This window comes from Neobacillus sp. B4I6 (assembly GCF_050434045.1).
In the GTDB taxonomy this organism is placed as follows: domain Bacteria; phylum Bacillota; class Bacilli; order Bacillales; family Cytobacillaceae; genus Neobacillus.
The window spans coordinates 698,106-721,272 of record NZ_JBNPWB010000002.1; the positions used below are offsets into that span (position 1 = coordinate 698,106).

At 36.1% G+C, this 23,167-nt stretch carries 26 protein-coding genes and 1 riboswitch; of the genes, 23 read left to right on the forward strand and 3 right to left on the reverse strand.

The features are described 5' to 3' along the window. Nucleotides 1–297 precede the first annotated feature (297 nt). Complete coding sequence (locus QF028_RS05340) at nt 298–648, forward strand: GNAT family N-acetyltransferase (protein ID WP_168244964.1); 351 nt, start codon at nt 298–300, stop codon at nt 646–648. Between the two features lie 31 nt (nt 649–679). Here QF028_RS05340 and QF028_RS05345 read toward each other — a convergent pair whose 3' ends face one another. Both QF028_RS05345 and QF028_RS05350 read right to left on the reverse strand, forming a co-directional pair. Next, nucleotides 680–1,201 carry a DUF309 domain-containing protein gene (locus QF028_RS05345; protein ID WP_429464440.1) on the reverse strand — a complete coding sequence of 174 codons (522 nt, stop codon included), beginning with the start codon at nt 1,199–1,201 and terminating at the stop codon, nt 680–682. A gap of 189 nt (nt 1,202–1,390) precedes the next feature. After that, nucleotides 1,391–1,477 carry a YjcZ family sporulation protein gene (locus tag QF028_RS05350; RefSeq protein ID WP_168246239.1) on the reverse strand — a complete coding sequence of 29 codons (87 nt, stop codon included), beginning with the start codon at nt 1,475–1,477 and terminating at the stop codon, nt 1,391–1,393. A 208-nt stretch (nt 1,478–1,685) separates the two neighbouring features. On the opposite strand from QF028_RS05350, the gene QF028_RS05355 reads away from it, so the two are divergent. From QF028_RS05355 to QF028_RS05440, 18 genes are all read left to right on the forward strand, one after another. Beyond that, nucleotides 1,686–2,456 carry a segregation/condensation protein A gene (locus QF028_RS05355; protein ID WP_088088848.1) on the forward strand — a complete coding sequence of 257 codons (771 nt, stop codon included), beginning with the start codon at nt 1,686–1,688 and terminating at the stop codon, nt 2,454–2,456. Next, entirely contained in the window at nt 2,443–3,030 is a 588-nt protein-coding gene (gene scpB, locus QF028_RS05360; RefSeq protein ID WP_088088847.1) for an SMC-Scp complex subunit ScpB, read from the forward strand. Before QF028_RS05355 ends, scpB begins: the two co-directional genes overlap by 14 nt. A 121-nt stretch (nt 3,031–3,151) precedes the next feature. Next, nucleotides 3,152–3,571: a hypothetical protein gene (locus tag QF028_RS05365; RefSeq protein WP_215010529.1), complete on the forward strand. Its 420-nt coding sequence runs from the start codon at nt 3,152–3,154 to the stop codon at nt 3,569–3,571. A 36-nt stretch (nt 3,572–3,607) separates the two neighbouring features. Continuing rightward, entirely contained in the window at nt 3,608–4,096 is a 489-nt protein-coding gene (locus tag QF028_RS05370; RefSeq protein ID WP_429464441.1) for a YpuI family protein, read from the forward strand. 127 nt (nt 4,097–4,223) lie between these two features. Next, nucleotides 4,224–5,114 carry a superoxide dismutase gene (locus tag QF028_RS05375; RefSeq protein WP_214718941.1) on the forward strand — a complete coding sequence of 297 codons (891 nt, stop codon included), beginning with the start codon at nt 4,224–4,226 and terminating at the stop codon, nt 5,112–5,114. Between the two features lie 173 nt (nt 5,115–5,287). Next, nucleotides 5,288–6,433, forward strand: a complete 1,146-nt coding sequence (locus QF028_RS05380) for a D-alanyl-D-alanine carboxypeptidase family protein (protein ID WP_429464442.1) — start codon at nt 5,288–5,290, stop codon at nt 6,431–6,433. Continuing rightward, nucleotides 6,426–7,013 carry a nucleoside recognition domain-containing protein gene (locus tag QF028_RS05385; protein ID WP_168244956.1) on the forward strand — a complete coding sequence of 196 codons (588 nt, stop codon included), beginning with the start codon at nt 6,426–6,428 and terminating at the stop codon, nt 7,011–7,013. Before QF028_RS05380 ends, QF028_RS05385 begins: the two co-directional genes overlap by 8 nt. Before the next feature lie 6 nt (nt 7,014–7,019). Next, on the forward strand, nt 7,020–7,556 hold the full coding sequence (locus tag QF028_RS05390; RefSeq protein WP_429464443.1) for a spore maturation protein: 537 nt from the start codon (nt 7,020–7,022) through the stop codon (nt 7,554–7,556). 221 nt (nt 7,557–7,777) lie between these two features. Further along, nucleotides 7,778–8,515: a 23S rRNA pseudouridine(2605) synthase RluB gene (rluB, locus tag QF028_RS05395; protein ID WP_088088839.1), complete on the forward strand. Its 738-nt coding sequence runs from the start codon at nt 7,778–7,780 to the stop codon at nt 8,513–8,515. A gap of 97 nt (nt 8,516–8,612) precedes the next feature. Continuing rightward, nucleotides 8,613–9,137, forward strand: a complete 525-nt coding sequence (gene resA / locus QF028_RS05400) for a thiol-disulfide oxidoreductase ResA (RefSeq protein WP_214718946.1) — start codon at nt 8,613–8,615, stop codon at nt 9,135–9,137. A 19-nt stretch (nt 9,138–9,156) separates the two neighbouring features. After that, entirely contained in the window at nt 9,157–10,791 is a 1,635-nt protein-coding gene (gene resB, locus QF028_RS05405) for a cytochrome c biogenesis protein ResB (RefSeq protein ID WP_429464444.1), read from the forward strand. Then, on the forward strand, nt 10,792–11,976 hold the full coding sequence (ccsB, locus tag QF028_RS05410; RefSeq protein WP_429464445.1) for a c-type cytochrome biogenesis protein CcsB: 1,185 nt from the start codon (nt 10,792–10,794) through the stop codon (nt 11,974–11,976). A gap of 187 nt (nt 11,977–12,163) precedes the next feature. Continuing rightward, a complete protein-coding gene (locus tag QF028_RS05415) occupies nt 12,164–12,880 on the forward strand; it encodes a response regulator transcription factor (protein ID WP_168244951.1) in 717 nt (238 codons plus the stop codon). Next, the gene (locus tag QF028_RS05420; RefSeq protein ID WP_215005025.1) at nt 12,877–14,655 is read left to right on the forward strand and encodes an ATP-binding protein; all 1,779 of its coding nucleotides are present in this window, start codon (nt 12,877–12,879) and stop codon (nt 14,653–14,655) included. Before QF028_RS05415 ends, QF028_RS05420 begins: the two co-directional genes overlap by 4 nt. Before the next feature lie 222 nt (nt 14,656–14,877). Beyond that, nucleotides 14,878–15,429 (forward strand): RNA polymerase sigma factor SigX, encoded by a 552-nt coding sequence (gene sigX, locus QF028_RS05425; protein WP_429464446.1) that lies wholly within the window; start codon nt 14,878–14,880, stop codon nt 15,427–15,429. Continuing rightward, complete coding sequence (locus QF028_RS05430; RefSeq protein ID WP_429464447.1) at nt 15,404–16,579, forward strand: negative regulator of sigma-X activity; 1,176 nt, start codon at nt 15,404–15,406, stop codon at nt 16,577–16,579. Before sigX ends, QF028_RS05430 begins: the two co-directional genes overlap by 26 nt. Before the next feature lie 168 nt (nt 16,580–16,747). After that, a complete protein-coding gene (locus tag QF028_RS05435; protein ID WP_251033132.1) occupies nt 16,748–17,503 on the forward strand; it encodes a peptidoglycan DD-metalloendopeptidase family protein in 756 nt (251 codons plus the stop codon). 143 nt (nt 17,504–17,646) lie between these two features. Then, nucleotides 17,647–17,778, forward strand: a riboswitch (FMN riboswitch). Between the two features lie 166 nt (nt 17,779–17,944). Continuing rightward, on the forward strand, nt 17,945–18,529 hold the full coding sequence (locus QF028_RS05440; RefSeq protein WP_214718958.1) for an ECF transporter S component: 585 nt from the start codon (nt 17,945–17,947) through the stop codon (nt 18,527–18,529). Between the two features lie 114 nt (nt 18,530–18,643). Here QF028_RS05440 and QF028_RS05445 read toward each other — a convergent pair whose 3' ends face one another. Then, nucleotides 18,644–18,892 (reverse strand): ferredoxin, encoded by a 249-nt coding sequence (locus QF028_RS05445; protein ID WP_024030326.1) that lies wholly within the window; start codon nt 18,890–18,892, stop codon nt 18,644–18,646. Between the two features lie 260 nt (nt 18,893–19,152). Here QF028_RS05445 and QF028_RS05450 point away from each other — a divergent pair, with 260 nt between their 5' ends. Genes QF028_RS05450 through QF028_RS05465 form a run of 4 tightly spaced genes read left to right on the forward strand, consistent with a single transcriptional unit; the run spans nt 19,153 to nt 23,016 of the window. After that, a complete protein-coding gene (locus QF028_RS05450) occupies nt 19,153–20,190 on the forward strand; it encodes a helix-turn-helix domain-containing protein (protein WP_429464448.1) in 1,038 nt (345 codons plus the stop codon). After that, on the forward strand, nt 20,190–21,704 hold the full coding sequence (locus QF028_RS05455; RefSeq protein ID WP_429464449.1) for a RecQ family ATP-dependent DNA helicase: 1,515 nt from the start codon (nt 20,190–20,192) through the stop codon (nt 21,702–21,704). Before QF028_RS05450 ends, QF028_RS05455 begins: the two co-directional genes overlap by 1 nt. Continuing rightward, complete coding sequence (locus QF028_RS05460) at nt 21,701–22,306, forward strand: CPBP family intramembrane glutamic endopeptidase (protein ID WP_429464450.1); 606 nt, start codon at nt 21,701–21,703, stop codon at nt 22,304–22,306. The genes QF028_RS05455 and QF028_RS05460 overlap by 4 nt, the downstream gene beginning before the upstream one ends. Next, on the forward strand, nt 22,303–23,016 hold the full coding sequence (locus tag QF028_RS05465; protein ID WP_429464451.1) for a LysM peptidoglycan-binding domain-containing protein: 714 nt from the start codon (nt 22,303–22,305) through the stop codon (nt 23,014–23,016). Before QF028_RS05460 ends, QF028_RS05465 begins: the two co-directional genes overlap by 4 nt. Nucleotides 23,017–23,167 lie beyond the last annotated feature (151 nt).

A 23,167-nucleotide genomic window follows, 5' to 3' on the forward strand; every position in this document is an offset into this window, starting at 1 on the left:
CTTCAAAACTTATTTTGGAGGAAGCTTTTTCATGAAGAGAACTAACTGGGTTTTATTTAGTATTCTTATTGGCTTGTCCGTTCTATGGGGAATTATTTATTGGATTTTTATTGGACCTAGACACTAAGAATAATTTTATTGATGATTGACCATTTATTATGTATCATGGTGATTAATGAAACATAATATCTGCGACTACATATAATGAATAATGTTTAATATTGATTTTCTTGGTAAAAATATACTATTGTTAAACCAAATATTTTATCGGTTTATTTGATATAATGAGGGATCTAAATGTTAATTCGTTATAAAAGAACATTCGAAAAGATTGCAATGGGTTTATTATCCTTTATGCCCAGCGAAAAAGACTTAAAAAAGCTCCAACAAACCATGAAGGAATATGAAACAGAAGAGCATTTGCAGCTTTTTCTTTGGAAAGAAGAAGATATAATAGGGCTTTTGGGTGTCTTGAACCACGATGATACCAATTCTATAGAAATCCTTCATATCTCCGTGAATCCTTCGCATCGTTTTCAGGGAATCGGTAAAAAAATGGTTAAAGCACTGAAAGAAATGTATGCAGAAAAAGAAATTACTGCAAATGAAAATACAGCAGCTTTTATCGAAAAATGTGATTTTTGCTAGATTACATTCAAAAAAGCAGCGAATAATAAATTTATTCGCTGCTTTTCCGCGTCTTTAATGACCGATTTCTTTCATCTATTATACTGGATCTGTCACGTAATTTATGACGGTGGACAAGGGAGTTATTGGTAAGATCACTTTCATTTCCCCAAATAAACCCCTTTTGTTCACATGCTTTTTTCGCAATTTCTAATAAGTTGGGGTCACAAATGGGTAAGGAAATGCTTCTATATGATTCTCCTTTTTGCAATGCGGAAATCTGTCTATTTAACAAGTGGTAAAAATCCACTTTATTTATTCCGAGTTTTGTCAACGAATCCGATTGTAATTTAAGTATCATTATTGCTTTTCTTAATGTTCGTTCAGCACCGCTAAAATTACTTCGACGATGATGATAAGCAGATACTGACAATAAAATAAAACCGACCCAGACGGAATCCTTGTTTCTCGGATCGGTCTTTTTCCAGTAATCTTCAAGTAGTTCATGGCACTCGAAATAATCACGATCGCCATGAAAATGGGCTAAAAAAAGTATATACTCGCTCGGGTACAAGCAATTCTCCCCCTTACAAAATGTTTAGTATAGTTTATCACAGTTAAATGGTTCCTTTAAAATATTAGAATTTTACTTTTCAATAAAAAAAGCCCGTCAATATTGACGGGCAAGTAGTTCTAACTAATATTGGTAGCCAGCCGGAGTGCACAGTAATATGTTTAATCCTGTACACTTCCAAATGTTTAATTAATAGACCCAGGAAGCACCAACGATAATTAACAAGATAAATAGAACTACAATTAACGCAAATCCGGATCCGAATCCGTCAGCCATATTCATTACCTCCTAAAAAATGTTTTGTTCTTTTCCTTGTCATCATATGTAGGATATTTGTCCATTGTTATGGGCAATCATCATGTTTTGATAATATTCCCTCGCCAAGTTGATTTTTCTATTGGATAACCTTATTTAATCCTCTATACTATTAATAGTCGAAGTGAATGATCAACGAACTTATTTTAAAGAATTTTGGTGAGTTATAATGCCATACCAGGTGAAAATTGATGCATTTGAAGGACCATTAGATTTGCTGCTCCATTTAATTAATGGTTTAGAAATTGATATATATGATATTCCGGTTGCCGAAATAACCGAGCAATACTTAATGTATATAAAGACAATGAATGAGCTCAAGCTCGATGTTGCAAGCGAGTTTTTAGTTATGGCAGCGACGTTGCTCGTAATTAAGAGTAAAATGCTTTTACCAAAGCATGAGGAAGTTCTCGATGTAGAGGATCCTGACTTGTTATTCGAAGAAGATCCAAGAGACGAACTTGTTGAGCGTCTAATAGAGTATCGAAAATATAAAGAAGCAGCCCATGACTTAAAATCCATGGAAGTGGAACGAGGGCTCATGTATACAAAGCCGCCAAGTGATCTTTCTGAGTTTGCGAAAGAGAAACAGCCGGAAAAAGAAGAGTTAAATGTTTCTCTGTATGATATGCTGGCTGCACTTCAAAAATTAATGCGCCGAAAGAAACTTCAGCGCCCAATGGCAACGAAGATTACTCGTCAGGAAATATCTATTGAAACCAGAATGACAGAAATTATGGTGGAACTTAAGCAGCTTAAAGGACAAAAAAACTTTAATGAATTATTTCCCTATCCGGCTAAGGATCATATCGTCGTAACCTTTTTGGCCGTCTTGGAACTTATTAAACGAAAAGAGATTGACGCCCAGCAACAAGAGAACTTTGGAGATATTTATGTTAAAGCCGTAAAGGAAGGGGCAGAAATGATTGGAAATCATTAACTGGAACAGTATCCTAGAAAGCCTTTTGTTTGCTGCAGGGGATGAAGGGCTTTCACTGAAACAGCTAGCAGAGGTTCTAGAAGTGAATGAACTTAAGGCAAGTGAAATCATTGAGGATCTGAAAAAAGAATATGAGCGGGACAACAAAAGGGGAATTATGATGGTCCAGCTTGCTGGTACCTATCAACTTGCAACAAAGAAAGAAAATGCAACTTATCTAAAGAAACTTGTTGATTCCCCCCATACTTCCACATTGTCACAGGCAGCGCTAGAAACATTGGCCATCATTGCCTATAAACAGCCAATCACTCGAGCTGAAATTGAGGAAATTCGTGGTGTGAAAACAGAAAGACCGTTGCATACACTAATGGCAAAAGCGTTAATAAAAGAAGTTGGCCGTGCAGAAGGTACTGGAAGAGCCTACTTATATGGAACAACGAAAGAGTTTCTGGACTACTTTGGTCTGAAAAGTATTGAAGAACTACCCCAGCTTCCCGAAAAGGCAGAAGATGAATTTATTCAGGAAGAGGCAGATCTATTTTTTGAAAAATTTCAGGAGACGATTAATTCTTAATTTTCCAATACTTACTTAATTTTATGATAAAATAAATGTAGGTTAATTATTCAATTCTTTCACGACATGTTAAAAAGATTTTTACATGTGATATTGTCATTGGCCAAGGAGTGGGATTAATTTGTTAATTAAAGAGTGTAAAGGCTTTGAATTGGAAAAGGAACAATCAAATACTTCTGAGGACTTTTTTAACAGAAGCATCGTTACTTTTTCTGAAGATGGTGAGGAAAAAACGCTGCACGTTTTATATGTTAGGTATTTCGATGAATTCATCCATGAATTCACTCCGTACAAGCAAGACCCGATTATGGTTCAGGATAACAATGAGGTTTCGTTTAAAGATATCGTAGCGCTTGTATGTCTCTTGAAAAATCCTGGCCTGCGCAGCCGAAAACGACTTTATATTAATTCAAAACAGGAATTTGCTTCTTATTTTCAAGATATCAATTATAATAAATTACCTGAAATTTTTCTTTCTCTTAACCAAAAGAAAGAATATGAACTTCGTTCTCCGCTAGAGTTCATTATGCAGCCAAAATAAGCAATGTTTACGAAGTAAAAATTTAGGGGGTTAACAATGGGTAATACATTGGTAAAAACACAATTAAATGATGTAAAGAATTTTTTAGGGAAGTCAATTTTAACATTAGAGGATTTTTTAAATGAAGCAACGATTTCGCAATTAAACTTGGAAAATGAAGAAGATCGTAATTATAATAAATTGATCTTTGCAAATTTACGGAAATTAATTGTTTATAGTGAAGAAGGTTTAGATGCGTGCTCCGTAATTTTGCAAGGCAGTCCTTTTCAAAAAGCAGCAGCAGAAAAAACTCTTTATAAAATTTATCATCAATGTATTGAAGAGTTTTTCTCACCGAAGAATGATGCCTGGTTCGAAGACAGCAGGTCAGCTTACACGGGAAGAAACTCTATCAAGTTTTATCGAAACATTTCTGACAGTATTGTACAGTTGGTCAAAAGTTTAGAAGGTGAGTTTCAAAGGATTAGGGAAGAACTTGAGTATTATGAAACAGATTATCGAACAAAAATGATCCAATCAAAATAAGATTATCATTGAAAGGGCGGTCCTATTATTAGGGCGGCCTTTTATCATGTTCTTTTTTTGCTCTCACCCTCATACCATCTAGGTAGGCTACTTATAAAGCATCCTATTGTCAGGAAGAAGGGATAGAATGGATCGTTTTAGTCGTTATGTAAATGAACTGTTTGAGTGGAATGAGCAAATGAAACAGTTTCTTCAATCAGAAAAGGAGGGAGGAAATTCTGATTTATGGGAACATCTTGATAATTTCACTGAATTAATTGAAAACACAGGCAGACAATTATCAAATGAAGAGCTACTAACCCTTCAAGCGAAGGCTGAGCATATCCATGAGCAAATGGAAAATTATTTTAAAAGAAAACAAGAAGGCGGAGTCATTTGGGTTGCAGAAAAAGTTGTACCCGCTGGGGGCCATACACTCCCTGACCTTCCCTACCCATATAATGCACTGGAACCATATATTTCAGAGGAAATCATGAAGCTTCATCACGATAAGCATCACCGAGCATATGTTGATGGATTAAATAAAGCAGAAATTAATCTTAAAAAAGCAAGGGAAACTAACGATTTTTCATTAATTAAACATTGGTCACGAGAGCTTGCCTTTCATGGGTCTGGACATTATCTTCATACAATTTTTTGGAAAAACATGAGCCCCAATGGCGGGGATCATCCAAAAGGACTGTTAAAAGGTGAAATTGAGAAATACTTTGGAAGTTTTGCTGCGTTTAAAAAGCAATTTTCTGAAGCGGCTAAGCAAGTAGAAGGAGTAGGCTGGGCCATATTAGTTTGGTCCCCACGAGCAAGGCATTTAGAGATACTGCAATCTGAACGACATATGCTATTGACCCAGTGGGATACCATACCACTCTTAGTATTAGATGTTTGGGAGCATGCTTATTATCTTCAGTATAAAAACAAAAGGCCGGATTATGTCGACAATTGGTGGAACTTAGTCAATTGGCATGATGTAGAAATGCGGTTTGAAAAAGCAGCGGACATCAAATGGCCAGCATTTTAGGGTATCAAAAAATCAATAAGCAGACGGCAAATTGTCGTCTGCTTGTGTTTTTCTTCTGCAAATTGTCATAATAAGCCTCGTCCTGCATAAACTTGTACAAGAAAAATGAAATGCTTCAGTGCCTTCCTTGGCACTGAAGCTAGATAACTTTACAAGGGGACGAGGTTAATCTAATGAGAATGATTTGGAAGCTAGTTATGTTTTCCCTCATAGTCTCAATATTCATTGCTAACATTCCTCAAAAGGTGGATGCTTCAGTTTCCGTAAGTGCAGCAAGTGCGGTTTTGATAGAGCAGAAATCAGGTCGTATCCTTTATGAGAAAGACGCCTACACAAAAAGAAGAATCGCAAGTATAACGAAGATAATGACTGCGAAACTAGCAATCGAATCGGGGAAAATGAATCAATATGTAAAAGTTAGCGAACAAGCGACTCGTGCAGAAGGATCGTCAGTCTATTTAAAGCCAGGCGAAAAAATTAAACTTAAGGACCTAGTATATGGGTTGATGCTAAGGTCCGGAAATGACACGGCTGTAGCAATCGCCGAGTATGTTGGGGGAAGTGTAGAGGGATTTTCCTATTTAATGAATCTAAAGGCAAAGGAAATCGGGATGTTAAATACCCATTTTGCCAATCCACATGGACTTGATGACCGTGAGGACCATTACTCAACAGCCTATGACATGGCCGTGTTAATGCGCTATGCCATGCAGGATAAAACTTTTAAGAAAATCTCTGGTACAAAGGTATATAGAGCACCAAACCCCACAGAAGATTGGGACCGTGTCTGGAAAAATAAAAACCGCTTGCTAACAAAGTATAAATATACAACAGGTGGGAAAACAGGTTATACCAAACGAGCCAAAAGGACATTGGTAACATCTGCAACAAAAGGAGATATGAGCCTAATTGCAGTAACCTTGAACGGACCAGACGATTGGAATGATCATATTTCCATGTATGAGAGTGGATTTAAAGGGTTTGATATGGCTGAAGTATTACCTGAGGGTAAAATTGAGGATGTAAAAAATAAGTATTATAAGAATCATTTATACGTAAAGAAAACAATTGTTTATCCTGTAACGAAGGAGGAAATGGACTTATTTTCTATTAAATATAAGTTGAATAAGCCTGTCAAAAAATTTGAAAATGACAAGAAGAATGAAGAAATTGTTGGAAAGGCAGCAGTTTACTTAGATGGTAGAGTTGTTCAAGAAACTCCGATTTACTATCAGAATGTGCCCGAGCAGAAAAAAGGGTTGTTAGATTTTGTAAAGGAAATTTTTCTGATCTTTATTGGTGTAAAGTCCAATGGTTAATTATATCTGGGTGTTTATGACTGTTGTTGGGTTTATTTTCGCGCTAATCAATGGGACGATGGCTGAAGTGAATAAAGCAATATTTGATGGGGCGAAAGAAGCGGTGACCCTTTGTATTGGACTTATCAGCGTTCTCGTCTTTTGGCTTGGAATGATGCGGATCGCGGAGGAGTCCGGCCTTTTAGAACGTCTATCTAAACTGTTTCGACCGCTTGTCAAACGATTATTTCCTGACGTACCTGTAAGCCATCCAGCAATGGGCTATATTTTATCAAATATGATTTCTAATATGTTCGGTTTGGGAAATGCAGCCACTCCTCTTGGTATTAAAGCGATGGAAGAACTAAAAAAGTTAAATGGGGGAAAGGATTCAGCGAGCAGATCCATGGTTACCTTTTTAGCAATTAATACTGCAAGTATTACCATTATTCCAACAACTGTCATTGCGATTAGAATGAATTATCATTCTGCATCTCCTACTGAGATAGTCGTTCCAACGATTATAGCAACCATTATCTCTGCGTTAGGTGCAATCTTAATTGACCGTTATTTCTATTATCGCAGAAGCAGAAAAGGATGAAAAAACATGGAGATGATATCGATTATTTCGTTAACATTTATCCCCTTACTAATTGGGTTTATTCTATTATATGGTACCTTCAAACGCGTCCCAACCTATGAAAGTTTTGTTGAAGGTGGAAAAGAGGGCATTAAGATTGCCTTTTCAATTATCCCCTTCCTTGTTGGTATGCTTGTGGCCATTTCAATTTTTCGAGCGTCCGGTGCATTAGACGCTTTAATGAATTGGATTCGACCGATGATGAAATCAATTGGAGTACCCGCGGAAATAGTGCCATTATTGATTATCAGGCCTATTTCTGGAAATGCTGCACTGGGAATGACAAGTGATTTAATTGGCGTTTATGGGCCAGACTCATTTATTGGCCGCCTGGCTTCTGTTTTGCAAGGGAGTACAGACACAACCTTTTATGTTTTAACTGTCTATTTCGGCGCAGTTGGTATAAAAAAAATGGGGGATGCCCTAAAAGTGGGTCTACTTGCCGACGTAGTCGGAATTATCGCTGCAATTGTAGTAGTATCGATGTTTTTTGGAACAAAATAATATAAAATGAATGAGCATGTTCAATTTGAACATGCTATTTTAATATTTTTCTGTAATAATACCCGTGACTTTGAAAAGTGAAGAAATTATGTCATAATTCATTAGGATAGGTTTCTGTGTTCGTTACCCTAGTAATAAGGAAATTACTATTTCTGAAAAGGAAACCAATGGCTCTATGGAGCCATCTTATTTTTTATACAGATAAATTCGAGGTGGAATGAATGGAAAGATTGCAAAAGGTAATTGCTCGAGCGGGCATTGCTTCAAGAAGGAAATCTGAGGATTTAATTAAAGAAGGGCGTGTAAAGGTTAACGGAAAGGTTGTTACAGAGCTTGGTCTGAAGGTATCTTCATCTGATAAGGTAGAGGTAAATGAAATACAGATTGAGAAAGAAGAACCTGTTTATTTCCTTTTATATAAACCAAGAGGAGTTATTTCAAGTGTGAACGACGAGAAGGGTAGAAAGGTAGTGACGGATTTCTTTCCGCATTTAAAAGAAAGGATTTATCCCGTTGGCCGCCTTGATTATGATACATCAGGATTATTAGTTTTAACGAATGATGGAGAATTTGCTAATTTACTCATGCATCCGAAAAGTGAAATAGACAAAGTTTATGTTGCAAAAATAAAAGGCATTCCCTCAAAGGAAAATCTAAGGAAGCTTGAAAAAGGAATCCGTCTAGAAGATGGAAAAACAGCTCCAGCTAGAGTGAAATTGCTTTCAGCAGATAATAAAAAACAATCGGCCATTGTTGAAATAACCATCCATGAAGGTAGAAATCGTCAAGTTAGAAGGATGTTTGAAGCAATTGGTCATGATGTATTGAAATTAAAGCGTGAACGATATGCCTTCTTAACACTAAATGGTTTAAAAACGGGCGATGCAAGAGAGCTAACCCCACATGAAGTAAAGCAGCTAAGGGCACTGGGGTTAGGCTCAACCAAAAAAAATTCATAAAACCGTCACAAATGCTATTCTTCATTTACACGGTATTTGTGTTGTAAAATGCTATAATTAGACAAACTGTTCATGTGATTTACTGGAGGGGAATTAATTGAAAAAGCGGCGATTAGTTGTAAGAACTATCATACTACTTTTACTAGGGGCTGCCGTTGTTTATACGCTATATGCTAATTTTACACAAGATAATAAACAAAAAGTGGCGGTTGATAGCTTAGCTCCTGATTTTGCATTAGTTGATATGCAAGGAAATAAACATCGGCTTTCAGATTATCGCGGCCAAGGGGTTTTCTTAAATTTCTGGGGAACATGGTGCCCGCCTTGTAAAAAGGAAATGCCGTATATTAATAATCAGTATCATCAGTATAAGGACAAAGGGGTACAAGTTTTAACAGTAGATATTCAAGAATCTAAACTTGCAGTTAATCAATTTGCTGACCGTCTTAAGCTGGATTTTCCGATTATGATTGATACAGATAAGGAAGTAATGAATACTTATGGAATTGATCCGCTGCCAGCTACATTTTTGATTGATAAGAATGGCAAGGTCGTTAAATATTACACGGGTGAGTTAACAGAAGAGAAAATTAGGGAATTTATGGAGAAAATAAAACCTTAGGTTGTTGGGAGTTTTTTCAATGAAAGATGTTAAATGTGAATGCGGGCATGTAAATCCACATGGAACTGTTTTATGTGAAGCATGCGGAAAAGTGCTGGATGAGAAAATTAACCCTGCAGAACTTCTCGATATGCGCTATGAAGGAAGTGCAAGACGTTCACAAACATATAATAAAACATTTATTGATAAAATATGGAACTTTTTTTCATCAGTAAAGGTTGGCGTTTGGCTGATTATTATTACCTTAATAGCTTCATCACTTGGTACGATTTTGCCGCAGGAAATGTATATAGACTTGCCTGCAGATGTTTATTACGAGCAAGAATATGGTTGGGTTGGTAAATTATATTACCAATTAGGTTTTAATAATTTATATGGTTCCTGGTGGTATTTATTATTAATTGCGATGATCGGTATATCCTTGGTCATTTGTAGTCTCGATCGGGTGGTGCCATTATATAAGGCCCTTAAGGCCCAAAGGGTTACAAGACACGAAGGTTTTTTAAAACGTCAGCGCATTTTTGGTGTGAATGAAAGTGCAGATGAAAATGATCTTACGATAATTAAGAAGCATTTAAAGGCAAGACGTTACCATGTCCGCGAAGAAAATGGAGATATCTTAGCTGAAAAAGGGCGTTTTTCTCGCTGGGGTCCGTATGTAAACCATGTTGGATTAATAATTTTCTTACTCGGCGGGATGCTGCGCTTTATTCCTGGAATGTATGTAAATGAGAACCTTTGGGTCAGGGAGGGAGAAACAGCTCTTGTTCCTGAGACAGAAGGACAGTTCTATCTCCAAAATAACAAATTCATTTTAGAACACTATGATAAAAATAAAGACAAAACATTTGAAAAGGCTATTAATATGGCTGGAGATGTTGTGAAAAATTATCAATCGAATGTTGTTCTTTATAAGCGTGTTGGAAATAATCTACCTGGCGAGAAACCAAAGCTCAAGAAAGTAACAGAATATAAGGTAAGAGTAAATCTCCCTCTCACCTTTGAAGGTTATTCTGTCTTCCAAGCTTCATTCCGAAATGAACTCAATACGATGTCATTTTCGTTAACAAATAAAAATACAAAAAAAGCCATTAACGATCTTAAAATTGATCTTACAGATCCGAAGATGAAGTATGATCTTGGTAATGGGTATTCTGTTGAAATTCTAAACTACTTTCCAGATTTCGAATTTGCGGAAAATGGGGAGCCAACAACAAAATCACGAGTTCCAAACAACCCTGCCTTTGTCTTCCGGATGGTATCCCCTGAAAAGCCAAAAGGGGAAACAAGTTTCGTTGCCATCAAGCAAACCATCGAGCCATTTGGGGCTAATCAATATAAAATGGCATTTAAAGGAATCGAAACAAAGAATGTTTCAGGATTTATTGTTCGGAAAGATTCAACATTATGGGCGATTATATTAGGTGGAATCATATTTATGATTGGCGTCATACAAGGAGCTTATTGGAACCACCGTCGAATTTGGATTCAAAACAAAAATGGACAAATTTGGATTGCAGCGCATACAAACAAAAATTGGTATGGACTAAAAAAAGAAATTGAAACAGTTTTAACAGATACGAAACTTGAAATGCCAGATGATCAAGTTCAAAGGGAAGATACTGATAAACCTAAGGATAAGGAGAGTGTCTAGTTGGCTACAATAAGTAGTAATTTATTATTTATTTCTTTTATACTATATTTAATTGCTACCCTGTTCTTCGGAGGGTCTATTAAATCAAAGAAACAATCGAATGAAAAGGAAGGAACCAACAGATGGGGGAAGATTGCTGTACTATTAACAATTGTTGGTTTTGTTTCGCAACTTGGTTACTTTATCACTAGATGGATTGCTGCGGGTCACGCTCCAGTTAGTAACATGTTTGAGTTCACGACATTCTTCGGAATGGCGCTTGTAGGTGCATTTATTGTCATTTATTTTATTTATCGAACGACCTTACTAGGATTATTTACAATGCCTGTCGCCATATTGGTAATCGCTTATGCAAGTATGTTTCCAAAGGATATTACGCCATTAATACCCGCATTACAAAGTTATTGGCTGCATATTCACGTAACTACTGCGGCGATGGGAGAAGCTATTCTATCGATTAGCTTTGCGGCAGGGCTTATTTATCTCGTAAAGGCAATTGATCAAACAAAATCCAACAAACAAACCTTTTGGCTTGAAATGGTCATGTTTTCATTAGTTACGGTACTTGGTTTCGTAGCCGTATCTTCAGTATTTTCAGGGTTGGGTTACCATGAGAAATTTAATTGGGTTGATAAACATGATAACCAGGCTATTGTTGAATATACGATGCCTGCCATTTCCGGTCCTTATGAAGGAGACATATTAACAAAAGACGGATTTAAGCCTTTGTTCGAGGTACCAGCTTTTATTAATGCCAAAAAATTAAATACAGTCATTTGGTCATTAATGGCGGGACTCGTTATTTATGGCTTAATTAGATTAATATTACGAAAACGAATTGCTGCAGCACTAAAACCGCTTGTTAAAAATATTAAACTAGACTTTGTTGATGAAATTAGCTATCGCTCTGTATTAATCGGTTTCCCAGTGTTTACACTAGGTGCACTCATTTTTGCAATGATATGGGCACAAATGGCTTGGTCACGATTTTGGGGATGGGATCCAAAAGAAGTTTGGGCATTAATAACATTTCTATTCTATGCAGCATTTTTACATCTTCGTCTCTCCAAAGGGTGGCATGGCGAAAAATCTGCATGGTTAGCAGTAATCGGCTTTGTAATAATTATGTTTAACCTTGTTGCAGTCAATCTCGTTATTGCTGGCTTACATTCCTATGCGGGTTGAGCATTCACAATTAGGACTTGGGTAAAATATTATAGCCTTCACTTATAAAAAGTGAAGGCTTTTTATAAAATTTTTAAGTGTAGTTAGCGTTGTCAAATTATTGACACTTTTTATAGGAGTAATTAGCACGAAAATATGGCATAAAACAATAGCGTTTTGTAAAATAAACTCCATGGGGGGATTAATAATGGAAAAAGACGTGAAAATTTTAGTTGTAGATGATGAGGAAAGGATTCGCCGTTTATTAAAAATGTATTTAGAGCGTGAAGACTATACAATTGATGAAGCAGAAGATGGAACCGAGGCATTAGAAAAAGCGTTTGCTAATGACTATGATGTCATTCTTCTTGACCTAATGATGCCAGGGAAAGACGGAATTGAAGTTTGTCGTGAATTAAGAGAAAAGAAGGCAACACCGGTAATCATGCTTACTGCAAAAGGGGAAGAAATTAATCGCGTCCAAGGCTTTGAAGTGGGCACTGATGACTATATAGTCAAACCATTTAGTCCAAGGGAAGTAGTCCTGCGTGTCAAGGCCTTGTTAAGAAGGTCTTCACAAACAAGTTACCTGCAAACGGAAACGACAACGAAAGACGTCATTGTATTCCCACACTTAACCATTGATAATGATGCACATAGGGTAGCAGCAGATGGTAAAGAAGTAAGTTTAACGCCAAAAGAATATGAATTGCTCTATTTCTTAGCGAAGGCACCAGATAAGGTTTTTGACCGTGAGCAGTTACTAAAAGAAGTTTGGCATTATGAATTTTTTGGCGATCTACGTACAGTTGATACGCACGTAAAGCGTCTCCGTGAAAAATTAAACAAGGTTTCTGAACAAGCTGCAAGAATGATTGTTACAGTTTGGGGCGTAGGCTATAAATTTGAGGTTATTAATGAATGACATTATTAAGAAGTGTTGTAGGAAAGCTATGGTTAACGATCCTTTTATTAGTATCTTTTGTGCTATTCATCTTAACAATCATGCTTCTCGAATTTTTCCAAAACTACAATACTCTTGAGATGAAAAAGGATTTGACCAATACAGCTGAGAAAATTGCGAATGTTTTAGAAAAACATCCTAATGAAAAATTACCACTTGGATTAGAGATATCTTGGGAAATTATTGATAATGTCAACAATGTAGTAATTGTTAAAAATGAGAGTGAAGTCTATTACTCTCCAAACACGAATCTTTCAAATAGGTTATCCTTTACTGATATTAAAAATGACCCGAAATTATCACAAGTATTAAAAAAAGATAGGACTGTTGAAAAGATTTCCACGCTTTCCTTTAAGGAAGATAAAAAGGATGCTAAGTATTCAATTATTGGTGTACCTTTGCATTTGCCCGGGGAAGAAAAAAGTGCCGTTTTTATTTATCAATCATTAGAAGTAATGCAAGAAACAACCCATGAAACAACTAAATTTATTTTACTTGTTGCGGGTGTAGCTATTATCCTTACAACTATTTTTGCCTTCTTTTTGTCCACAAGAATTGCAGCTCCCTTAAGAAAGATGAGAGAAGCAGCCTTTGAAGTGGCCAGAGGGAAATTCGATACAAAAGTACCCATCCTTACACATGATGAAATTGGGGAACTAGCAACTGCATTTAATCAAATGGGAAGACAATTAAAATTCAATATGAGTGCACTTAGCCAAGAAAAAGAGCAATTATCGAGTATCCTAAGCAGTATGGCAGATGGTGTTATTACCTTTAATCGGGATGGGGCGATTCTAATCACCAATCCTCCAGCAGACCGCTTTCTTCAATATTGGTATTATGAAATGGGTGGAATTAGTACGGATTCCGAGGCCATTCCACCAGAGGTAATGGATCTATTTCAGAAAGCGGTCGATACTGAAACAGAACAAATGGGTGAAATTTCATTCCAAGGCAGACATTGGGTCATCCTAGTTAGTCCATTATATAGTAACCGTTTTATTCGCGGTGCAGTAGCCGTTCTGAGGGATATGACTGAGGAAAGACAGTTAGATAAAATGAGACAAGACTTTATTGCAAACGTTTCTCATGAGCTTAGAACGCCAATATCGATGTTGCAGGGCTATAGTGAGGCAATCGTTGATGATATTGCTGAATCCCAAGAAGAGAAAAAGGAAATGGCAAAGGTCATTTATGATGAATCCTTGCGTATGGGCCGGCTTGTCAATGAATTGCTAGATTTAGCCCGAATGGAAGCCGGACATCTTCAATTAACAATGGAGGAAACTAATATCTCTTCATTTATCAATCGAATTATCCACAAGTTCCAGGGATTAGCTAAAGAAAATGAAATTCAATTATTTGCAGAGATAGATAATGAAATCACCTCCATTTCTTTTGATCCTGATCGAATCGAACAGGTTCTCACAAATTTAATTGGTAATGCCATAAGACATACACCTAAAGGCGGTTCTGTTAAATTAAGTGTGACTTCAGAAGATAAGGGCGTAATGATTAGAGTTAAAGATTCTGGGTCGGGTATTCCTGAAGAAGATTTACCTTTTGTGTTTGAACGGTTTTATAAGGCTGATAAAGCTCGAACGAGAGGAAGAGCAGGAACAGGACTTGGACTAGCCATAGCTAAAAATATTATGGATGCACATCGAGGTCATATTTCTGTTCAGAGTAAACTCGGTCAAGGAACGACATTTTCCTTTTTAGTGCCTCGAAAATAGTAAAATGAACAAGTATTTTGCCGATTGTTCTTGATTCACGAGGAACAATAAAAATTGAAAGCTATGTGCTCATCCTTTAATAGGATGAGTTTTTTGTATCAATTTTTTAGGAAATGAATTCCAATTTATACCTTCCTTTTTGTCACAAAAAAGTCTATATTTATAAGATGAAACTTTTTATACATATAATTCGACTAATATTATGAACGGGGAGGGGAATTGATGGACTCCGTTTTCGATGAACTTTACCAAAAATATCATCATGACGTTTTTCAATTTCTATTTTATATGGTCAGGAACAAAGAACATGCCGAGGATCTTGTCCAAGAAGTCTATATAAGAGTCTTTAAATCTTATCGCCGTTTTGAAGGGAAAAGCAGTGAGAAAACCTGGTTGTTTTCGATTGCAAGAAATGTAGCCATTGACTTCTTCCGAAAACAAAAGGGATGGAAAGTACGTTTACTCGAAAAATTTGATTGGTCCACCGATCAGCTGAAAGATGGATATCCTATACCAGAAGAAATCATGGTACTAAAGGAAGAAATCAGGTGGGTTTACAATTGTCTAGAATATTGCACAATGGATCAAAGAGCTGTTATTATTCTGCGATATATTCAAGATTTATCGATTGTTGAAACAGCCCAAGCATTAGGCTGGACAGAAAGCAAGGTGAAAACGACACAGCACCGTTCGTTAAAGGTATTGAAGAAACATATGGAAATGTCTTATCAGAAGGAGGGAGCGGCTAGTGAAAAAGTCAGAGTGGAGCGATAAGCAGCTCGAAGAACTATTAAGGCAAATGCCCAAAATACAAGATGATCGCAATCCTCGTGACATTTATCAGAATCTTTCTATAAAAAAGACAAAAATAAAACAATGGCTCCTGCCTGGACTCGCTACTGCATGTGCATTGCTCATTTTTTTCATCTTAGTTCCTAAATTAATGGTCGGAACCCAATACTCAGAGGATAAATCAAGTCAAAAAAATGCTTCATCTGGGCAGGAAATGCAAACAGCGGATGAAGATTCCACCAGTGCTTTGAAAAAAGAAGATGACAATTTAAAAGCAAAGACCTTTTCAGCAGCTGAGAATAATGAACTTTTGAAAACAGCAGTCTATGATGATGAAGTAGACAATGGAAGGGTCTTAACATATTGGATTCCAGATCCACAAGCGCAAATACTTGTTCCAGTTTCCACTATAGTAAATGATTCAAATGATAAATCATGGCTAACTATATTTAATGAAAACATGGTGAGTTTAAAGGAAGAAGAATGGGGTTTAAGCGAATTTTATCCACTTAATGCTACGCTGAGGCTTGATAATAAAGATAAAACTGTTTTGGTTGATGTGCCGTCAACCCATCAGTACGGCCAAGGATCAACAACAGAAACAAATTTTATGAATGTATTACAAAAAGATATTTCTTCGAACAGTAACATAAAAAAAATCCGATTTTCAACAAATGGTGAGCCTGGAATTGAACTAGGGAATCTTGGCAGGAAAGAGGAAATTGAAGTCGTCCAAAAGAAGAATCATGCCTTCTTTTTTTATTTTTCCAAAGATAGTGAAATCCCCTACTTAGTTCCATCAATAGAGACGTATACTGATATTAATAGGGCTTTGGAGGCAATGAAGAATGATCAGCCCCTATTAGGGTTAAAAAGTTCACTTTTTCCAGCTCTGCCGATTAAGGATGTATCCATTAAAGAAAAAACTTTACTTGTTACAATAGATGAAAATTCGAGTCTACGAGAAGACCAAGTTACGATTAACGCTTATGAGTCCTTGTTATTAACAGCTAAAGAATTTGGTTTAGAAAAGGTCATTATAAAAAATTCGCCTATAAAAAAAATCGGAACATTTGACCTATCAAAGGAAAACAAAGTCCCTCGTGCTCCAAACCTACAGACGCTTCAATAATTATTTTTCAATCAACCCCTAGTGGTTGATTTTTTTTATCATGAATAAAATAACTATAATCTCCAAATTATAACAAGTATGTCTAATCGCCCCTCCACCAAGGTATATGTTCTAAAGGTGAAACAACTAACATATGGTGTGGAGGAGGAAAAGAACTAAGGAGGTTGAATGAAGAAAATGCGAGACTACATAAAAAGGGTTCTTATTGCCCTAATTATGGCGCTATGTGTCAGTTTGTTATTTTTAGGTGGAATACATTCCGAAGCAAGTATGAAGGATGAGAAAGAGATAAAGGATGGGTGGATATGGCCTGCAGACGGTATTATTTCTGATACATATGGAACGAGAATGGGTAAACATAAGGGAATTGATATTGCTGGAAAATTGAACACCCCTGTTCTTGCCGTCGATGATGGTCAAGTAGTTAAATCCTATTATTCGAATACATACGGAAATGTAGTATTTATAAAACATCCAAGTCATTTTGTTACGGTCTATGCCCATTTAAACAAGCGAACTGTATTAGAAGGTCAAAGTATTAAGCAGGGAACCGTAATAGGGAAAATGGGGAGAACGGGACAAGCTACTGGGACCCATCTTCATTTTGAAACCCACCAGCATGAGTGGAGATATGATAAGAAATATGCATTGGATCCAGAAAAGTTCTTAGGAAAAGCGGACACAGGAGAGAATGTACAGGGTGGAATAGCTGGAATCAATGACGATGTATTAGAAGCAAGCTCCCATGTAAAACTTCAAAAGGAAGACAAAACAGAGAAAGGAAAAAAGCAATATATCGTCAAACAAGGCGACACATTGTACTCCATTTCGAGGAAAAGAAATATGACGGTAACACGTATTAAACAGCTTAACCATCTGTCCTCGGATCTTATTAAACCTAAGCAAGTATTAAATGTGAATTGAGATAATAAACAACCCGTGGACTCAAGTGTCTGCGGCTTTTTTTGTAGAATCAACTTTAAAAGTTACAAATGCGTTAAAACGTAAACCATTTACTTAACAAAAAATGCAGAAAGCAGTATAATTATAATTGTAATTAAATATCGATCTATCTTCGGGGCAGGGTGAAATTCCCGATCGGCGGTATTTGAGTGAAACTCATAAGCCCGCGAGCCGTTTTGGCAGGATTTGGTGTGATTCCAAAGCCGACAGTATAGTCTGGATGGGAGAAGATGGAGGTTCTGCAGACGTTCAAAAAATTAATGTTTAATGAACGTTTATTAAGCGTGCCTTTGTAAACTCCCTCAAGTATATTTTCTTGAGGGAGTTTTTATTTACTTAGGTCTCGACTGTTTGCTGAACCTCTCTTCCTAAACGCGATGGATCAAAAAAGGAGAGAGGAAGATGAAGAAGATGAAGAAACAGAGGAAAATGAATGTAAGGGCTTATGTGTCAATTGGAATGTTGAGCAGTATTGCATTTCTGTTAATGCTAATACAATTTCCATTGCCTTTATTCCCAAATTTCTTGTTTGTCGATTTCAGCGACATCCCAGCATTAATTGCCACATTGATTTTTGGACCAATTGCAGGAATATTAGTTGAGTTTTTTAAAAATGTCCTTAATTATATTCAGACAGGAAGTTTTACAGGAATTCCTGTTGGCCATATAGCCAATTTTGCTGCTGGCATAGTGTTTATCCTGCCAACATATTTCGTATATAATAGACTCAAAACTAGAAAAGGTATGACATTAGCGTTAATCGCCGGGACAGCTATAATGGCGGTAATGATGAGTTTGTTAAATTACTTCTTCATTTTACCGGCTTATACTGCTCTTATGGGATTCCCTGATATGCGTAATCTGGTAGTCCCTGCTATCTTACCTTTTAACTTAATAAAAGGTGTTATGATGTCATCCATCTTTATGCTTCTGTTCATTCGGATGCAGGCATGGATTAATAAGAACACAACAATTAAAAGCGTCTAATAAATAAAAACAACAGGATGGACTCATTCCTCCTGTTGTTTTTTTGTAAAAAATTAAAACCTCTCACCTTAAAAAGGAGAGAGGTAGTAGCTTAACATTTGTTTTACCTAAATATTATTCAAATTTAGTTGGATTACCATCAAAAGCTTCATCAGCTACCTTAATGGAATCAGTAGGACAGCCTTCAAAAGCATCCATCATATCATCGATTAATACATCTGGAATTTCAACAATTCCTTCATTATCATCAAGAGTTACAAATGCAATGCCTTCATCATCATAATCATAAATATCTGGTGCTGCTGCGCCGCAAGCCCCACATGCAATGCAAGTTTCCTTATCCACAATTGTGTACTTTGCCATGAAAAAAACCTCCCAGTAATATAAACAAAATTATTCTTACACATTTTCCATTATCAAATTGAAAACGGATAACTCATATCTATTGTAAAACTGTATCGATAACTTTTCAATAGAAAAATACCCATATACCTGTAGATTATATAGTTGAATTTCTAATTCTTCCACATTTTTGGGCAACAATCTACATTATTTCATGGTAGAATAAAGAAGAAAAATGGATATTTTGTCGATAATGTACGAAAAACGGCGGGGGACTTAGTATGATGCAACTTGAATCCATTATTCTTTATAGTGTCAAACAATTAAACAGGGAACGGACGATTTACTCCGTCTATCACCTGTTGAATGGAAAAAAATCATCACAAACTATCCAAGACGCCCACCTATTTTCATTAAAAAAATTTTTTGGGATTTATGAGCAATTAACAAGGGACTCCTTTGATGAAATACATCAATCAATGGTAGAAAAAAATTGGTTAATAAATATAGGGGAACAACGATACGATGTAACGACCTCTGGAATGACACTTCTAGAAAACAAACCATTGCCCAAATATATAAATGGCTGGACCTTTCATCAATTATCCTCTCTATTTTGGGAAAGATTGTCCCTACTAATTCAGGTAGTATCCAATCTTGCTTTTAGGGAATCAAGATATATACCCATTCAAAAAAACAAAGACGTCCATATCTGGTTAAAAGCTGCTCTAAAGGATATCACCGTACCTAGGATGGAGATGGGGACTGCTGTCTATTCAGAGTTAAATGAATGTTTTAATACAGTGAAAGACATGGACCCATCACTTTTAGTGTTTCGGTTAACTGGTTTTCAGCAGATTGGATTAACCCCTCTTCAAGTAGCAAAAAAGCTGAAGTTAGATTTTCATGATTATCAGATTGGTTTTACTAATACCCTTCATTACTTGATTCAAAAAATAATGGAAGACGGTAATCAGTTTAAAATTTTACCTTATCTTATCCATGATCTAATGCAAGATGATGAATTAACCCTTTCCTCAAGGAAAACACAGGCATTATTATTACAAGGATATAGCCTTGATATGATTGCAAATCTTAGACACTTAAAGTTAAGTACAATAGAAGATCATCTTGTTGAATTAGCCTTAAATGTAAAGGATTTTTCCATTGATACATACGTCGATAGTGAGTTACAAAATATGATTTTGGAAGTTTCGCGGCAAAAAGTAACCAAACAGCTAAAAGTGATAAAAGAAAAAGTAGGTGCTGCTACTTATTTTCAAATAAGGTTAGTTTTAGCGAAATATGGTGATAGATAATGGAATTAGAAAAGGTTTTAAAAAAACATTTTGGTTATCAAACGTTTAAGACTGGACAAAAAGAGGTAATCACCTCCATTCTTGCTGGGCAGCATACACTGGCAATGCTCCCAACTGGAACTGGAAAATCCCTGTGTTACCAACTTCCTGGGATTATTTTAGATGGGCACATTTTAATTATTTCTCCTCTTCTATCATTAATGCAGGATCAAGTGGAACAATTTAAAAGATTTGGTGAAAAAAGAGTCATTGCTTTAAACTCTTTTCTTTCGGGAGAGGAAAGAAATAGGGCCCTTCATCATTTAAGTCAATATAAATTTATCTTCATATCACCTGAAATGTTGAGAGTTCCCTATATCCTTCGTAAACTTCAAGAGCTTACGATTGCATTGTTTGTTGTAGATGAAGCCCATTGTATTTCCCAATGGGGCTTTGATTTTCGCCCGGATTATTCAAAACTAGGTGAGATTCGAAAGAAATTCGGTAATCCACTAACGCTTGCACTGACAGCGACAGCTACAATAAAGGTACGACAGGACATTGTTGCTTCACTTGATTTAGAGGAAATAGTAAAAATAGAATCGACCATCGACCGACCCAATATCGGCTTTTATGTAAAAGAACTATTTGATTACCGCGATAAACAAGCCAGTGTCCTCGAGTTTGTTGCCAAATTGAAAAAACCGGGAATTATTTATTTTTCAAGTAAAAAAGCAGCTGAACAGATGGCGACATTACTAACAGAAAAAGGTATCTGTCAGTCAATGGCCTATCATGGCGGATTGGATCAAAATACAAGAATACTGATTCAACAACAGTTTATCTATGGGCAATTAGATGTAATATGTGCTACGAGTGCTTTTGGCATGGGTATTAATAAAGAAAATATCCGTTTTATTATTCACTATCACATGCCAATGCAAATAGAATCTTTTCTACAGGAAATCGGAAGGGCAGGTCGTGATGGCGAACCGAGTATTGCCATCCTTTTATATTCGCCAGGGGATGAACAGCTTCCAATCCAGCTTGCAGAGAATGAATTGCCATCTGAACAGCAAATAGACTGGTTGTTTAAAAAGGTAGAACATGACCATCTTCTGAAGGATGGAAAGATCAATCTAAATACGAAACTAATGGAGCTTGGCGGTTTTACCGAGATTCAATGGAGGATTGTTGAGGACTTTGTAAATAATTCATTTCTAGAAATGGCTAGCCTTGAAAAATTACAATGCACTATTAATGATTTTGTTAAGGAAAGATTATCCATTAAGAAAAATAATATTTATTGCATGAAAAAATGGATTGAAACCAATTCTTGCAGACGTGAATATATTTTACATTATTTTGATGAAATATTTTCTAACAAGCTAAATCCATGCTGCGACATTTGCGGGCTTCAAATAAATGATTATCAAAATATTAATTCTAATCATTTTCCTTCAGTAAAAACAAATGAAAAAAACTGGAACGACTATCTTGCTAAAATTCTAATCAATTGTGAGTTGAGGGAATGAAAAAAAAGTATTTTGAATTAATTAATGAATTAACGGATAAAGATTTGCTTTTTCACCTGTACATGACACAGGGAATTCTCTGTGTGATCTCATTGATATTAGGTTTTATATTTTTTGACCATTTCTCCTATTTAAATAATATTTCTTTGAATGACTTTCATATTATATCAATCGGACTCCCTGCTGGTATTACAGTGGTAATGGTCGATATACTTTTAATGAAATCGCTGCCCTCGTCCTTTTATGATGATGGCGGTTTGAATGAAAGAATATTTAAAAATAGAAATTTGTTTCACATCCTTATCATTGCCCTTTTAGTAGCTTTTAGTGAAGAATTATTGTTTAGAGGGATCATTCAAACAAAAGTAGGCCTCATTTTAGCAAGTATTATTTTTGCAATCATCCACTATCGATACCTTTTTAATTGGTTTTTGTTTGTAAATATTGTTATATTAAGCTTTTTTATTGGTTTAATATTTCAGTGGACAGACAATTTAGCAGTCACAATTGTTATGCATTTTGTCATTGATTGTTTATTAGGAGTATATATAAAATTTAAACGACCAATCAGAGAAGATGAACAGGGAGGAGTAGCTCCATGAATAATGAAGAACCATTCAGGGACCAAGCGGAAAGATTAAAACAGCGAATAGAAAAAATTAATGAAAAAGTCGAAGACATGGAAGTTTTGCCGCCACGGGAGCAGATACATCGCCCAAAGAAGAAAAAAACAAAATGGAAGCTAAAATATCCACTTATTCGTCTATTAGTTTTGTTCTTTATCCTCCTGCCTATAATCATATTTAGTGTAATCTCTTACAGTAACGGTGCTAAAAAAATAAATGGTGTTGAAAAACTATCAGTTGAATCAGTAGGGTATGAAACGATTAATTTGGAAAATTCTAAAGATGACGAGGAAACACTAGAAAATCCTGATGAATCGAAGGAAGCAATTTCTGAAGCTAATGATTCAGAAGAAACTAGCCAAGAACCTAACGCCGGAGTAGAACAAACTGAAACGGCTGTGGATACATCTGTTCAACCCGAGAGTACAAATGAAAACAAAACGGATTCTCAGGTATCAGATATTAATAGTGAAAAAGAAAAAGAATCAGAAACTAGCGTAGTATCGACGGAACCAGAAGCTAGTAAAATCATTTCTCATACGGTTAAACCAAATGAAAACCTTTATAGGATAGCAATGACGTATTATCAGTCCCCAAAGGGAATGGAAATTATTATGGAGGCAAACCATCTAACGAGTAACCAACTAAATGCAGGTCAGGTTTTGAAAATACCAATAAACCATTAACCGATCCAAAAGTGAACGGTTCAGATTGTCGAGAAAGGGTATTTTTCTCGGCAATTTTTTATTCTCAGCATTTAATTATTCATTGTACCTGCTAATGGGCCTGTTGATTTCCGCTCTAGGCACTTCGCTTTCCGCGGGCGGTCCGGGGAGC

Excerpts from the sequence above, each read along its gene's own strand:
- QF028_RS05340 (WP_168244964.1), top strand. The coding sequence starts at position 298 with ATGTTAATTCGTTATAAAAGAACATTCGAAAAGATTGCAATGGGTTTA.
- QF028_RS05350 (WP_168246239.1), bottom strand. The coding sequence starts at position 1,477 with ATGGCTGACGGATTCGGATCCGGATTTGCGTTAATTGTAGTTCTATTT.
- QF028_RS05355 (WP_088088848.1), top strand. The coding sequence starts at position 1,686 with ATGCCATACCAGGTGAAAATTGATGCATTTGAAGGACCATTAGATTTG.
- QF028_RS05370 (WP_429464441.1), top strand. The coding sequence starts at position 3,608 with ATGGGTAATACATTGGTAAAAACACAATTAAATGATGTAAAGAATTTT.
- QF028_RS05375 (WP_214718941.1), top strand. The coding sequence starts at position 4,224 with ATGGATCGTTTTAGTCGTTATGTAAATGAACTGTTTGAGTGGAATGAG.
- QF028_RS05380 (WP_429464442.1), top strand. The coding sequence starts at position 5,288 with ATGAGAATGATTTGGAAGCTAGTTATGTTTTCCCTCATAGTCTCAATA.
- QF028_RS05385 (WP_168244956.1), top strand. The coding sequence starts at position 6,426 with ATGGTTAATTATATCTGGGTGTTTATGACTGTTGTTGGGTTTATTTTC.
- QF028_RS05390 (WP_429464443.1), top strand. The coding sequence starts at position 7,020 with ATGGAGATGATATCGATTATTTCGTTAACATTTATCCCCTTACTAATT.
- rluB (WP_088088839.1), top strand. The coding sequence starts at position 7,778 with ATGGAAAGATTGCAAAAGGTAATTGCTCGAGCGGGCATTGCTTCAAGA.
- resB (WP_429464444.1), top strand. The coding sequence starts at position 9,157 with ATGAAAGATGTTAAATGTGAATGCGGGCATGTAAATCCACATGGAACT.
- QF028_RS05415 (WP_168244951.1), top strand. The coding sequence starts at position 12,164 with ATGGAAAAAGACGTGAAAATTTTAGTTGTAGATGATGAGGAAAGGATT.
- QF028_RS05420 (WP_215005025.1), top strand. The coding sequence starts at position 12,877 with ATGACATTATTAAGAAGTGTTGTAGGAAAGCTATGGTTAACGATCCTT.
- sigX (WP_429464446.1), top strand. The coding sequence starts at position 14,878 with ATGGACTCCGTTTTCGATGAACTTTACCAAAAATATCATCATGACGTT.
- QF028_RS05435 (WP_251033132.1), top strand. The coding sequence starts at position 16,748 with ATGAAGAAAATGCGAGACTACATAAAAAGGGTTCTTATTGCCCTAATT.
- QF028_RS05440 (WP_214718958.1), top strand. The coding sequence starts at position 17,945 with ATGAAGAAGATGAAGAAACAGAGGAAAATGAATGTAAGGGCTTATGTG.
- QF028_RS05445 (WP_024030326.1), bottom strand. The coding sequence starts at position 18,892 with ATGGCAAAGTACACAATTGTGGATAAGGAAACTTGCATTGCATGTGGG.
- QF028_RS05450 (WP_429464448.1), top strand. The coding sequence starts at position 19,153 with ATGATGCAACTTGAATCCATTATTCTTTATAGTGTCAAACAATTAAAC.
- QF028_RS05455 (WP_429464449.1), top strand. The coding sequence starts at position 20,190 with ATGGAATTAGAAAAGGTTTTAAAAAAACATTTTGGTTATCAAACGTTT.
- QF028_RS05460 (WP_429464450.1), top strand. The coding sequence starts at position 21,701 with ATGAAAAAAAAGTATTTTGAATTAATTAATGAATTAACGGATAAAGAT.
- QF028_RS05465 (WP_429464451.1), top strand. The coding sequence starts at position 22,303 with ATGAATAATGAAGAACCATTCAGGGACCAAGCGGAAAGATTAAAACAG.